This is a genomic window from Ferrovibrio sp. GW821-FHT12B10, from assembly GCF_058807515.1.
In genome coordinates this window covers 1,029,344-1,041,997 of sequence record NZ_JBXAQT010000001.1, presented here as the reverse complement: position 1 = coordinate 1,041,997, position 12,654 = coordinate 1,029,344, and the positions used below count along the sequence as shown (strand labels likewise).

11 protein-coding genes are annotated in these 12,654 nt (G+C 64.6%); all 11 read left to right on the top strand.

All coding sequences use genetic code 11. From position 1 onward, the window contains the following. Window positions 1-28: 28 nt before the first annotated feature. Window positions 29-853, top strand: coding sequence for a sugar phosphate isomerase/epimerase family protein (locus tag AC1RRT_RS05305; protein ID WP_493012736.1), 825 nt, complete (start codon window positions 29-31; stop codon window positions 851-853). Then, window positions 850-2,286: an enolase C-terminal domain-like protein gene (locus AC1RRT_RS05300; RefSeq protein WP_493012735.1), complete on the top strand. Its 1,437-nt coding sequence runs from the start codon at window positions 850-852 to the stop codon at window positions 2,284-2,286. Before AC1RRT_RS05305 ends, AC1RRT_RS05300 begins: the two co-directional genes overlap by 4 nt. A 17-nt stretch (window positions 2,287-2,303) precedes the next feature. Continuing rightward, window positions 2,304-3,458: a Gfo/Idh/MocA family protein gene (locus AC1RRT_RS05295; protein WP_493012734.1), complete on the top strand. Its 1,155-nt coding sequence runs from the start codon at window positions 2,304-2,306 to the stop codon at window positions 3,456-3,458. Window positions 3,459-3,488: 30 nt separating this feature from the next. Beyond that, entirely contained in the window at window positions 3,489-4,670 is a 1,182-nt protein-coding gene (locus tag AC1RRT_RS05290) for a dihydrodipicolinate synthase family protein (RefSeq protein ID WP_493012733.1), read from the top strand. Beyond that, window positions 4,667-5,509 (top strand): sugar phosphate isomerase/epimerase family protein, encoded by an 843-nt coding sequence (locus tag AC1RRT_RS05285; RefSeq protein ID WP_493012732.1) that lies wholly within the window; start codon window positions 4,667-4,669, stop codon window positions 5,507-5,509. The genes AC1RRT_RS05290 and AC1RRT_RS05285 overlap by 4 nt, the downstream gene beginning before the upstream one ends. Window positions 5,510-5,610: 101 nt before the next feature. Beyond that, complete coding sequence (locus AC1RRT_RS05280; protein WP_493012731.1) at window positions 5,611-6,165, top strand: dTDP-4-dehydrorhamnose 3,5-epimerase family protein; 555 nt, start codon at window positions 5,611-5,613, stop codon at window positions 6,163-6,165. Next, the gene (locus AC1RRT_RS05275; protein WP_493012730.1) at window positions 6,165-7,034 is read left to right on the top strand and encodes an urease accessory protein UreD; all 870 of its coding nucleotides are present in this window, start codon (window positions 6,165-6,167) and stop codon (window positions 7,032-7,034) included. Before AC1RRT_RS05280 ends, AC1RRT_RS05275 begins: the two co-directional genes overlap by 1 nt. 312 nt (window positions 7,035-7,346) lie before the next feature. Continuing rightward, window positions 7,347-8,618 carry an urea ABC transporter substrate-binding protein gene (urtA, locus tag AC1RRT_RS05270; RefSeq protein ID WP_493015142.1) on the top strand — a complete coding sequence of 424 codons (1,272 nt, stop codon included), beginning with the start codon at window positions 7,347-7,349 and terminating at the stop codon, window positions 8,616-8,618. Window positions 8,619-8,730: 112 nt separating this feature from the next. Further along, window positions 8,731-10,659, top strand: a complete 1,929-nt coding sequence (gene urtB / locus AC1RRT_RS05265) for an urea ABC transporter permease subunit UrtB (RefSeq protein WP_493012729.1) — start codon at window positions 8,731-8,733, stop codon at window positions 10,657-10,659. Then, window positions 10,652-11,821, top strand: a complete 1,170-nt coding sequence (gene urtC, locus AC1RRT_RS05260; protein ID WP_493012728.1) for an urea ABC transporter permease subunit UrtC — start codon at window positions 10,652-10,654, stop codon at window positions 11,819-11,821. Before urtB ends, urtC begins: the two co-directional genes overlap by 8 nt. Window positions 11,822-11,880: 59 nt before the next feature. Continuing rightward, the gene (gene urtD, locus AC1RRT_RS05255) at window positions 11,881-12,651 is read left to right on the top strand and encodes an urea ABC transporter ATP-binding protein UrtD (RefSeq protein ID WP_493015140.1); all 771 of its coding nucleotides are present in this window, start codon (window positions 11,881-11,883) and stop codon (window positions 12,649-12,651) included. Window positions 12,652-12,654 lie beyond the last annotated feature (3 nt).

Here is a 12,654-nt window from a genome sequence, read left to right as displayed (position 1 = left end):
CTGAATGGTTACTTTAAGAAGAAAAGCCATGCGCGTCTCGCTCTGCAACGAAGTCCTCAGCCCGATGCCCTTTGCCGCGCAATGCGCGCTGGCGGCGGAACTCGGCTATGACGGGCTCGAGATCGCGCCCTTCACACTTAGCGACGATCCGCTGTCGCTGACGTCGGCTGAGCGCAAGGTCATCCGCCGCGCCGTCGAAGAGACTGGCCTCGTGGTCACCGGCCTGCACTGGCTGCTGGTGACGCCCAAGGGACTGTCCATCACCGATACCGATCCGGCGGTGCGCCGTCGCACCCGCGAGGTGATGCAGGGTCTGTGCGATCTCTGCGCCGATCTTGGCGGCCGCTATCTCGTGCATGGCTCGCCGGCGCAGCGTCAGTTGCCCGACCGCGACATCCATGCGGCGAAAGGCTATGCGCTGGAAGCCTTCCGCCATGCCGCGCGCGCCGCCGAGAAGGCCGGAGTCACCTATTGCCTGGAGCCGCTGTCACGCCGCGAAACCAACTTCGTCAACACGGTGGGCGAGGCGATCGGCATCGTCGAGGGCATCGCCAGCCGCGGCTTCCGCACCATGATCGACTGCAGCGCCGCCGGTCTGGCCGAGCAGGAAGGCGTGCCCGAGCTGATCGACCGCTGGATGCCGACCGGCCTGATCGCCCATGTGCAGGTGAATGACCCGAACCGGAAAGGTCCCGGCCAGGGCGAGATGACCTTCGCGCCGATCCTCGCCGCGCTGAAGCGCCATGGCTATGCCGGCGATATCGGCGTCGAGCCCTTCATCTACGAACCCGATGGCCCGGGTGTTGCCGCTCATTCCATCCGCTATCTGCGCGACCTGCTGGAGCCGGTATGACCGCCCCCGTCTTCCGCATTTCCGATATCCAGCTCTTCGAGCGTCCGGTCACGCTACGGCTGCCCTTCCGCTTCGGCGTGGTGACGCTGACGGCGGCGCCGCAGGCCTATGCGCGGCTGCGTATCACGCTGCCTGATGGCCGCAGCGGCTGGGGCGCGGCGGCTGAGCTGATGGCGCCGAAATGGTTCGACAAGGATCCGGCGCTGTCGAACGAACAGAATTTCGCCCAGTTGCGACAGAGTCTGCTGCATGCGGTCAATGCCTATGCCGCCGATCCGACGCCGCGCAGCGCCTTCGGTCATTCCGCGGCCCATCATGCGGCTCTTGTGAAAGAGGGTGCGAAAGCCGGCCTCAACGCATTGGTCGCCTCCTATGGCCCGGCGCTGCTAGACCGCGCCATCATCGACGCATTCTGCCGGCTGCGCCGCATTCCCTTCGCCGCCGCGCTGGGCCGCAACCTGTTCGGCATCCAGGGCGAAACCCTGACGCCTGATCTTACCGGCTTCGACCTCGATGGCTGGCTTGCCGGGCTTGTGTCGGTGCGCCGCATCGCCGCCCGCCATACGGTCGGCATGGTCGATCCGCTGCGCGAAAGCGACGTTGCCGCGCCGCGTCTCGACGATGGCCTGCCGGAAAGCCTGGAGGGAGCGGTCACGCAATACGGTCACCGCTGGTTCAAGCTGAAAGTGGGCGGCAATGCCGAGGCCGATCTGGCCCGCCTGCAGGGCATCGCGGCCGTGCTTGACCAGTCGACCGAGCCTTACTATGCCAGCCTCGACGGCAACGAGCAGTATGACGACGTCACCGGTATTGCCGCCTTGTGGCAATCCATGCGCGCTGACAGCCGTCTGCGCCGGCTCTGCTCCTCGATCATCTATATCGAACAGCCGATCAAGCGCGCCGCCGCGCTCGGTGCATCGGTGGCGCCGCTGGCCGCCGAGATTCCCCTGATCGTCGATGAATCGGATGCCGATTACGATGTTTTCCCGCGCGCCCGCGATCTGGGCTATCGCGGCATCTCGTCCAAGACCTGCAAGGGGGTCTATCGCGCCGTGCTGAATGCCGCCCGCGCGCAGCATTGGGGCCAGGAAAGCAATAACCACGGTTACTTCATAACCGGCGAGGATCTCACCTGTCAGGCCGGGCTGGCGCTGCAGCAGGACCTTGCGCTGGTGGCGGCGCTGGGCCTCACCCATGTCGAGCGCAACGGCCATCATTATGTGGACGGTTTCGGTTCTGCGTCGATGCCGGAGCAGAACGCATTCCTGGCCGCCCATCCCGATCTCTATCACCGCGACGAGGCCACCGGCCGCGTGCGGCTCGCCATCCGCCGCGGCGGCCTCGATCTCAACAGCCTGCTGGGCGCTGCCGGTTTCGGCGCCGCGGCCGAACCCGCTTGGGGCGATCTCGCCCCCATGACCTTGAATCCGTGAAAGAAGGACAAAAGACTATGAGCAAGGATATCCGTCTCGGCATCATCATGAACGGCGTCACCGGACGCATGGGCATGAACCAGCATCTGATCCGTTCCATCTGCGCCATTCGCAAGGATGGCGGCGTGGTGCTGAAGAATGGCCGCCGCGTGATGCCCGATCCGATCCTGGTCGGCCGCAATCTCGACAAGGTGGCGCGTCTGGCCAAGCAGCATGGCATCGAGCGTTATACCGACGATCTCGACGCCGCGCTGAAGAACAAGGACGACACCCTGTTCTTCGATGCCGCCACCACGCAGGCCCGCGCCGGGCTGCTGAAGAAGGCCATGGCGGCGGGCAAGGACGTCTATTGCGAAAAGCCGACGGCGGAAAAGCTCAGTGTCGCCCTCGACCTGGTCAAGGCGGCGAAGAAATACAAGATCAAGCACGGGGTGGTGCAGGACAAACTGTTCCTGCCCGGCCTGCAGAAGATCAAGATGCTGATCGACAGCGGCTTCTTCGGCGAGATCCTCTCCGTGCGCGGCGAGTTCGGCTACTGGGTCTTCGAGGGCGACTGGCAGCAGGCCCAGCGCCCGTCGTGGAACTACCGCTACAAGGACGGCGGCGGCATCATCCTCGACATGCTCTGCCACTGGCGCTACGTGCTTGACAACCTGTTCGGTGAGGTCGAGAGCGTGTCCTGCCTCGGCGCCACCCATATCAAGAAGCGCTGGGACGAGCAGGGCAAGCCCTACAAGGCCGATGCCGATGACGCGGCCTATGCCACCTTCCAGCTCAAGAGCGGCGTGATCGCGCAGATCAACTCCTCCTGGACCACCCGCGTGCGCCGTGACGATCTGGTCACCTTCCATGTCGACGGCACGCTAGGGTCGGCGGTCGCCGGCCTCACCAGCTGCCGCACCCAGGCTCGCGTCAACACGCCCAAGCCGGTGTGGAACCCCGATGTGCCGCAGACCATCGACTTCTTCGACACCTGGCAGGAAGTCCCCGACAACCAGGTCTACATGAACGGCTTCCGTGCTCAGTGGGAAATGTTCATCCGCCATCTGGTCGACAACGAGCCGTTCAAGTGGACCTTGCTCGAAGGCGCCAAGGGCGTGCAGCTGGCCGAAGCCGGCCTGAAGAGCTGGAAGGAACGCCGCTGGATTGATCTGCCGGAACTGAAGGCCTGATCAGAGCAGAGAGAGTAGGGAGTCCAAGCCATGGCGATCACGCTCACCCTGCCGGATGCGCCCGGTCATCTCAGCCCTTACAGGCTGAAGCAGCCCAAGGCCTTTCCTTCGGCCCAGAATCTGATTGATGGGGCGCCCTTCAGCCGCATCGCTTATGCAGCGGCCCATGTCGTTGCCGATCCGCTGGCCGAGCATGATCCCTGGCTGACGCCCGCCATCGACTGGGACAAGACCATCGCCTTCCGCCGGCATCTCTGGTCGCTCGGTTTCGGCGTGGCCGAGGCCATGGACACCGCCCAGCGTGGCATGGGGCTCGACTGGAACGACGCGCAGGAACTGGTGCGCCGCTCCCTCGATGCGGCGAAGGATGTGCCTGGCGCGGTCGTGGCGTCTGGTGCCGGCACCGACCACCTGATGCCGGGTCCCGATGTCACCATCGACACGGTCATTCGCGCCTATGAGGAACAGTGCGCAGCTATTGAGAAGCTCGGCGGCCGCATCATCCTGATGGCGTCGCGAGCGCTCACCGCAGCGGCGAAGTCGCCTGACGATTACATCAAGGTCTATGGCCGCATTCTGTCCCAGGTGAAGCAGCCCGTCGTCATGCACTGGCTGGGTGAGATGTTCGATCCTGCGCTCACCGGCTACTGGGGCAATGGCGATCACATGAAGGCGATGGACACCTGCCTGGATGTGATCAACGCCAATGCGGCCAAGGTCGACGGCATCAAGATTTCGCTCCTGGATAAGGACAAGGAGATCGTCATGCGCCGCAAGCTGCCGAAAGGCGTGCGCATGTATACTGGCGACGACTTCAACTATGCCGAACTGATCGTCGGCGATGCGCTGGGCCATTCCGACGCCCTGCTGGGCATCTTCGACGCCATCGCGCCGGCTGCGTCCGCCGCGCTGGGCGCGCTGACCCGCAACGACGAGAAGACCTTCCACGAGATCCTGGCGCCGACGGTGCCGTTGTCGCGGCATATCTTCAAGGCGCCGACGCGGTTCTATAAGACCGGCGTGGTCTTCATGGCCTATCTGAATGGCCACCAGGATCACTTCCTGATGGTCGGCGGCCAGCAGAGCACGCGCTCGGCGCTGCATCTGGCTGAACTCTTCCGTCTGGCCGATGCGGCCGGCCTGCTTGCCAATCCAGACCAGGCGGCAGCCCGCATGAAGGCGGTGATGGCGGTGCACGGGATCGACGCATGAGCCAGAAGAAACCCGGCCCGCTTTCTCTCAATACCGCAACGGTCAAGGAGCAGTGGTCGCTGCAGCAATGCATCGAGGGCTGCGCCCGTCATGGCATCACCGGCATCTCGCCCTGGCGCGACAAGCTGGCGGACTACACCACGGCCAAGGCGGCGAAACATATCCGCGATGTCGGACTCACCGTCACTGGCCTGTGCCGTGGCGGCATGTTTCCGGCTGCTGATGCCGCCGGCCGTCAGGCGGCGATCGACGACAACAAGCGCGCCATCGACGACGCGGCCACGCTGAATGCGCAATGCCTGGTGCTGGTGGTGGGCGGCATGCCGGCCGGCTCGAAGGATATCGCCGGTGCGCGCCAGCAGGTGCAGGATGGCATCGCCGCCGTGCTGGAGCATGCCAGGGCGGCGAAAGTCCCGCTCGCCATCGAACCGCTGCATCCGATGTATGCCGCCGACCGCGCCTGCGTGAACACGCTGGCCCAGGCGCTCGATCTCTGCGATGCGCTGGGCGCCGGTGCGCACGACCGGCATCTCGGCGTCGCCGTGGATGTCTATCATGTCTGGTGGGACCCGAACCTCGCAGCCCAAATCAAGCGGGCGAACAAGCGCGTGCTGGCTTTCCATGTCTGCGACTGGCTGGTGCCGACCACCGACCTGCTGCTGGATCGCGGCATGATGGGCGATGGGGTCATCGACATCCCCTCGATCCGCGCCATGGTCGAGGGCGTGGGTTACGATGGCTTCTGCGAGGTCGAGATCATGTCGACCAACAATTGGTGGAAAAAGGATGCCGATGCGGTGCTGAAAACCTGCATCGAGCGCCATGCGACCGCAGTCTGAGACGTAGTCTGACGGTCTTTGCACCTGTCCTCCCGGCCATCCCTTGATCGGCCGGGAGGGTTTCCCCATGATGGCGGCCCGTCCTTTTTGCCCGGTCCGCCATGTTCACCGCCAAACCGCTCTCCATTCCCGGCCTGCTGCTGATCCAGCCCACTACCCTGATGGACCGGCGCGGCTGGGTCAGCGCCGTCTATAACGAGGCGGCCCTGGGTGCGCTCGGCATCCACGACCGCTTCGTCGACGACCGCATCTCCTATTTCGACAAGCCGGGCAGCGTGCGTGGCCTGCGCTACCAGATCGCACCGGGCCAGCAGGCGTTGCTGCTGCGCATGCTGCGCGGCGACATGTTCGTGGCCGCGGTCGATCTGCGCCGGGATTCTCCGACCTTCGGCCGCTCGGCTCATAGCAACATCACCTATATGGGTGGTGAGCAGCTTTACATCATGCCGGGCTTCGCGGTCGGCTGGTGCAGCAAGTCGGCGGCGACCGAAGTGCTGATCAAGGCCAGCGCCGATTACAATGCCGAACTCGTGCGCGGCCTCGACTGGCGCGACCCCGCGCTAAAGATCGACTGGCCGGTCCGCGCGGCGGATGCGCTGGTCGAACCCGAGGATGTCGATCAGCCGCAGCTGGCCGAGCAGACCGACCTGCCGTAATGACAGCCCCGGCCGGCGGGCAACGGGAAAGTGCCGAGCGGCTCCAGCGTGCCGATGGCGCGCTACGCCTGCGCTTTGATTGCCAGGATCGTGATGGCGCGACCCGGCTGGCCGACCTGTACCAGCGCGATCCCTGCCGCGCCCTGCTGCCCGAACCCGATCCGGGCGATCCGCGCACCGCCGTCCTGATCACCACGGCCGGCGGCCTGACCGGCGGCGACCGGCTTGCTGTCGATGTTACGCTGGATGCGCAGGCGGTGGCGTTGTGCACGCCGCAGGCGGCCGAGAAGATCTATCGTTCGCCCGGCGATGCCGCCATGATCGACATCCGCATGACGGTGGCGGCGCAGGCCATGCTGGAATGGCTGCCGCAGGAAATGATCCTGTTCGATGGCGCACGGTTGCGCCGGCAGGTGCGGATCGACCTGCAGCAGGATGCGCGACTGCTGGCGGGCGACATCACCGTCTTCGGCCGTGTCGCGCGCGGCGAGACCTTCGACCACGGCGAGCTCTTCGACCGCTGGCAGGTCCGGCGCGATGGCCGTCTGGTCTGGACCGATGCTGCGCGCCTGACCGGCGACCTGCCAGCCCAGTTGCAGCATCCCGCCGGTTTCGACGGTGCGACCGCCCAGGCGCTGATCCTCTGTCGCGGACCGGAGCCAGCGGCGACGCGCGATCGTCTGCGTGCTCTGCTGGAGCAGCAGGACAATGGAACTCTGGCTGGGGCTACCGTCATCGACGACCTGCTGCTGCTGCGTCTCCTGGATCGCGATCCGGCGCGCCTGCGCCGGGTTTTCGCCCTGCTCTGGGCCGAGCTGCGGAGCGGGTTGGGCCTGCCCGGACGGATGCCGAGGCTCTGGCGCTTCTGATCCGGTTGACTCAAAGAGAGTCATGCAGCCTTCTTTTTGAGCAGTCGCGAATAGCCTCTCCGGAGGCATGCCTATAAAATATGCATCTTTATAAGGCAGCCGTCTCCGACCAAAGTCTGGGGATTGGTTCGCCTCGTGGTCCGGAGATTGTCATATTGCGGCGCGGAATCAGCACATTACCCGCGTCATAGGGCCATGCCGCTTGGACATGTCCGGCTTGGCACGCCCCTTGCGATTTCCCCCGCGTCTGGTCGCGCCTTGGGGGGCCGGCCCAAGCAGGAGAGGAATACAATGAGCAAGTTCATGCGGACGATGGCCGCGGCAGGCGCCATGCTGGGCGCCGTCACCGCCGGTGGCGCGGCCCAGGCCCAGGACACGATCAAGGTCGGTGTCCTGCATTCGCTGTCGGGCACGATGGCAATTTCCGAGACGACCCTGAAGGACACGGTCCTGATGATGGTCGACGATCTGAACAAGAAGGGCGGTCTGCTCGGCAAGAAGGTCGAGGCCGTGGTGGTCGATCCGGCCTCCAACTGGCCGCTGTTCGCCGAAAAGGCCCGCGAGCTGATCTCGAAGGAAAAGGTTTCGGTGGTCTTCGGCTGCTGGACCTCGGTGAGCCGCAAGTCGGTTTTGCCGGTCTTCGAGGAGCTGAACAGCATGCTGTTCTATCCCGTCCAGTATGAGGGCGAGGAAAGCTCGAAGAATGTGTTCTACACCGGCGCTGCTCCGAACCAGCAGGCCATTCCCGCTGTCGAATATCTGATGAGCAAGGAAGGTGGTGAAGTTAAGCGCTGGGTGCTCGCTGGCACGGATTATGTGTATCCGCGTACCACCAACAAGATCCTCGAAGCCTTCCTGAAGTCCAAGGGCGTCAAGCAGGAAGACATCATGATCAACTACACGCCGTTCGGTCATTCCGACTGGCAGACGATCGTGGCCGACATCAAGAAGTTCGGCTCGGCCGGCAAGAAGACCGCCGTGGTGTCGACCATCAATGGCGACGCCAACGTGCCGTTCTACAAGGAACTGGCCAACGCTGGCATCAAGGCCTCCGATATCCCGGTGGTCGCCTTCTCGGTCGGTGAGGAAGAGCTCGCCGGTATCGATACCAAGAACCTGGTCGGCCATCTCGCGGCCTGGAACTACTTCCAGAACGTCAAGGCCAATCCGACCAACGATGCGTTCGTGAAGCAGTGGAAGACCTTCATCAAGGATCCGAAGCGCGTCACCAACGATCCGATGGAAGCCACCTATATCGGCTTCAAGATGTGGGCCCAGGCTGTCGCCCAGGCCGGCACGACCCAGGTCGATGCCGTCCGTCAGGCGATGTATGGCCAGAAGGTCAAGGCGCCGTCGGGCTTCACCGCCGTGATGAACACCAACCACCACCTGTCCAAGCCGGTGATGATCGGTGAAATCCGTCCCGATGGTCAGTTCAACATCGTCTGGCAGACCAAGGGCCCGGTGAAGGCCGACGCCTGGTCGAAGTATATCCCGGAAAGCGCCAAGCTGACCGCCGACTGGACCTTCCCGTGGGTCTGCGGCAACTGCGAGAAGCCGAAATACGCGGCGCTCGCCAACTAAGTCAGGTTGCGTAATGGCATCCGGCCCCTCCCTTCACGGCGACGTGCGGGGAGGGGCTTGGAGCGCCCAAAAATCAGAAATTCACCCCGTCATCGCCACGGCCATAACAACAATGACCCGTTTCCTGCCCATTCTGCTGGTCGCGCTGATGCTGACGCTGGTCGCCTTCCGGCCGGTCAATGCGCAGGATCTGGCCACAAGTCTGACCGGTCTCACCGAGTCCGATCCCAAGCCCGCCATCGCCGCGCTCAGCGCGCTGGATGACGACAAGGCCAAGGCGGCGCTGGCCGCGCTTTCCCAGGGCAATCTCTATATCCGCCTGTCTGACAACGCAGTGGTGATCGGCGAGAAGGACGGCGACATGATCGTCGTCACCAACGCCACCACCGGCGATGTCGAGGACATGGCCAAGCCGGAAGACCTGCAGGCAATCGCGCTGCCCGACGACGCCAAGTCGCTGCTGGGCGCGGTTGCGGCCGACACGCAGGCCGGCCCCACCGATTTCGCAACGGCTGTGAACGGCCTCAAGGCCGACGGCTTCACCGACAAGGCCAAGGCGATCGCCGCACTCACCGCCATGGGCGATGCCCGCGCGGTGCCCGTCTTTCAGGCGCTGGCTGACGGCCGGCTCTTTACCCGCAAGTCAGATGGTGCGCTGGTGATCGGCAATGCCAGCGGCAACGACGTGGCGATCACCAGCGCGATCACCGGCGAAGCCTCGGGCATTGTCGCGCCGGGCGAGCTGAACGCGCTGTTCGTCAACAACAATCTGCGCAACGTGCTGCGCGAGGCGGTCGGCCGTCTCGGCCTCTCCAGTTCCGATGCCGCCGTGCGCCGCTCGGCCGCCGCGGCCTTGCTGGAAAGCCCGACGCCGGAAACGGTCGGCCTGCTGCGTGCGGCCTACGACAAGGAACAGAATAGCGGCGTGAAAGCCGTGATGGCGATGTCGCTCGCCGCCACCGATATCGCCGATCCCGACAAGTCCAAGCGCATCCTGGCGATCCAGACGCTGAGCAGCACGTCGGAGCTGCGCGTGCGCTCGCTGCTGCAGGCGCGGCTCTCCCAGGAAACCGACGCGGAGGTCAAGGCGGCCCTGACCAAGGCTTTCGACAGTCTGCAGACCAGGATCACGCTCTATTCCTATGCCGAAAACCTGATCCAGGGCATCTCGCTCGGTTCGGTGCTGTTGCTGGCCGCCGTCGGCCTGGCCATCACCTTCGGCGTCATGGGCGTCATCAACATGGCGCATGGCGAGATGATCATGCTGGGCGCTTATTCCGCCTATGTGACCCAGGAGTTTTTCCGCGCCGTGCTGCCGCCATCCTGGATCGGCGCCTACCTGCTGGTGGCGCTGCCGGTCGCCTTCCTGGTGGCCGCCGCCGTCGGCGTCGCCATTGAGCGCGGCATCATCCGCTGGCTCTACGGCCGGCCGCTGGAAACCATGCTGGCCACCTGGGGCATCAGCCTCTGCCTGCAGCAGGCGGTGCGCATGATCTTCGGCGCGCCCAACAAGGAAGTCGCCAATCCGGGCTGGATGACCGGCGCCATCGACGTGGCGGGCGGTTTGGCGATTACATGGAATCGCGTCTATATCATCATCTTCTGCTTCGCCGTGCTCGGCCTGATCGCGCTGATCCTCAAGCGCACCAGCTTCGGCCTGCATATGCGCGCCGTGACGCAGAACCGCCAGATGGCCGCCGTGATGGGCATTCCCACCGCGCGCGTCGACGCCATGACCTTCGCGCTCGGTTCCGGGATCGCCGGCATGGCCGGCGTGGCGCTCAGCCAGATCGGCAATGTCTCGCCCAATCTCGGCACCATCTACATCGTCGATAGTTTTCTCGTCGTCGTCTTCGGCGGCGTCGGCAGCCTGATGGGCACGCTCACCGGCGCGCTCACGCTCGGCATCGTCAACAAGATCCTCGAACCCGTCGCCGGTGCGGTGTTGGGCAAGGTGGTGGTGCTGGTCTGCATCATCCTGTTCATCCAGAAACGCCCGCGCGGGCTGTTCGCGGCGAAGGGGCGTTCGGCAGATGCTTAATCAGACTAACCTTGAGCAAAACCTGAAGACTCTCTCGCAGCCCCGGCCGCTGCTCGACCGGCGCGGCTGGATCGCCTTCCTCGCCATCGGCTTCGTGCTGCTGGTGATCGTGCCGCTGCTCAACCTGCTTCCCAGCCGTGGCGGCCTGGTGCATCTGCCCGACTATCTGATTCCGCTGCTCGGCAAATACGCCTGCTACGCGATCCTGGCGCTCAGCCTCGATCTGGTCTGGGGCTATGCCGGCATCCTCAGCCTCGGCCATGGCGCTTTCTTCGCGCTCGGCGGCTACGCCATGGGCATGTACCTGATGCGCCAGATCGGCACGCGCGGCGTCTACGGCCATCCCACGCTGCCCGATTTCATGGTGTTCCTGAACTGGAAGGAACTGCCCTGGTACTGGTCGGGTTTCGACAGCTTCCCGTTTGCCATGTTGATGGTGCTGCTGGCGCCGGGCATTCTCGCCCTGGTGCTGGGTTGGTTCGCCTTCCGCAGCCGCGTCACCGGCGTCTACATCTCGATTGTCACACAGGCGATGACCTTTGCGCTGCTGCTCGCCTTCTTCCGCAACGACATGGGCTTCGGCGGCAATAACGGCCTGACCGATTTCAAGGATATCCTCGGCTTCCCGATCCAGGCGGCGAGCACCCGCATCGGCCTCTATGCCGTCTCGGTCATCGTGCTGGGCTTGTGCTTCCTGCTCTGCCGCTTCGTCACCCTGTCCAAGCTCGGTCGTGTGCTGCTGGCGGTGCGCGACGCCGAAAGCCGGGTGCGCTTCCTCGGCTATTCGCCGACAGCGGCCAAGCTGTTCGCTTTCGTGCTCTCGGCGCTGCTGGCCGGCGTCGCCGGCGCGCTCTATGTGCCGCAGGTCGGCATCATCAATCCGAGCGAATTCTCGCCCGCCAACTCGATCGAGATCGCCATCTGGGTCGCGGTCGGCGGCCGCGGCACGCTCTATGGCGCAGTGCTGGGCGGCGTGGTGGTCAACCTGGTCAAGACCTGGCTGACAGGTGCGGCGCCCGAACTCTGGCTGTTTGTGCTCGGCGGGCTGTTCATCGCATCAACGCTGCTCTTCCCCAAGGGCATCGTCGGGCTGCTTGGCCAGTGGCGCGCCTGGCGCGACCAGAAACGCGCCTATGCGTTGAATGAAAAGGCGGGAGAATAACCATGCGCCGTCCCGCCATGCCTTTGCCGTCGCCGTTGATCCAGCCTGCCACTGCCGGCATGGCGCCGGATGTGGTCGACCGCCCGCGCGTCTCCGACACGCAGCTCTATCTCGATGGCGTCAGCGTCTCCTTCGACGGCTTCCGCGCCATCAACAACCTCGCCCTGATGGTTGCTCCTGGAGAGCTCCGTACAATTATCGGACCCAACGGTGCCGGCAAGACCACGATGATGGATATCATCACCGGCAAGACCAAGCCTGACTCGGGCGAGGTGATGTTCGCCGGCCGCGTCGACCTGACCAAGCTGGACGAGGTCGAGATCGCCAATCTGGGCATCGGCCGCAAGTTCCAGAAGCCCACCGTGTTCGAGAACCTCACCGTGTTCGAGAATTTCGAGCTGGCCATGAAATCGGCGCGCGGCGCCTGGAAGACGCTGCTGGGTCGCCTCAATTCCGAGGCGCTCGACCGCATTGCCTGGGCACTGCACACCGTGGGCCTGGAGGCCAAGCTGCGCGACCAGGCCGGTGCGCTCAGCCACGGCCAGAAGCAGTGGCTGGAGATCGGCATGCTGCTGGTGCAGGACACCCAGCTCATTCTGCTGGATGAGCCGGTCGCCGGCATGACCGATGCCGAAACCAAGCAGACCGCCGAACTGATCCTGACACTGAAGGGCGAGCGTACGCTGGTCGTGGTCGAACACGACATGGAATTTGTGCGTGACCTGGGCGCGCGCGTCACCGTGCTGCATGAAGGCAGCGTGCTGTCGGAAGGCAGCGTCGACCACGTGCAGAACGATCCGCGCGTCATTGAAGTCTATCTGGGGCGCTAGAGC

Excerpts from the sequence above, each read along its gene's own strand:
- AC1RRT_RS05275 (WP_493012730.1), top strand. The coding sequence starts at position 6,165 with ATGACAGCCCCGGCCGGCGGGCAACGGGAAAGTGCCGAGCGGCTCCAG.
- urtC (WP_493012728.1), top strand. The coding sequence starts at position 10,652 with ATGCTTAATCAGACTAACCTTGAGCAAAACCTGAAGACTCTCTCGCAG.
- urtB (WP_493012729.1), top strand. The coding sequence starts at position 8,731 with ATGACCCGTTTCCTGCCCATTCTGCTGGTCGCGCTGATGCTGACGCTG.
- urtA (WP_493015142.1), top strand. The coding sequence starts at position 7,347 with ATGGCCGCGGCAGGCGCCATGCTGGGCGCCGTCACCGCCGGTGGCGCG.
- AC1RRT_RS05295 (WP_493012734.1), top strand. The coding sequence starts at position 2,304 with ATGAGCAAGGATATCCGTCTCGGCATCATCATGAACGGCGTCACCGGA.
- urtD (WP_493015140.1), top strand. The coding sequence starts at position 11,881 with ATGGCGCCGGATGTGGTCGACCGCCCGCGCGTCTCCGACACGCAGCTC.
- AC1RRT_RS05290 (WP_493012733.1), top strand. The coding sequence starts at position 3,489 with ATGGCGATCACGCTCACCCTGCCGGATGCGCCCGGTCATCTCAGCCCT.
- AC1RRT_RS05305 (WP_493012736.1), top strand. The coding sequence starts at position 29 with ATGCGCGTCTCGCTCTGCAACGAAGTCCTCAGCCCGATGCCCTTTGCC.
- AC1RRT_RS05280 (WP_493012731.1), top strand. The coding sequence starts at position 5,611 with ATGTTCACCGCCAAACCGCTCTCCATTCCCGGCCTGCTGCTGATCCAG.
- AC1RRT_RS05285 (WP_493012732.1), top strand. The coding sequence starts at position 4,667 with ATGAGCCAGAAGAAACCCGGCCCGCTTTCTCTCAATACCGCAACGGTC.
- AC1RRT_RS05300 (WP_493012735.1), top strand. The coding sequence starts at position 850 with ATGACCGCCCCCGTCTTCCGCATTTCCGATATCCAGCTCTTCGAGCGT.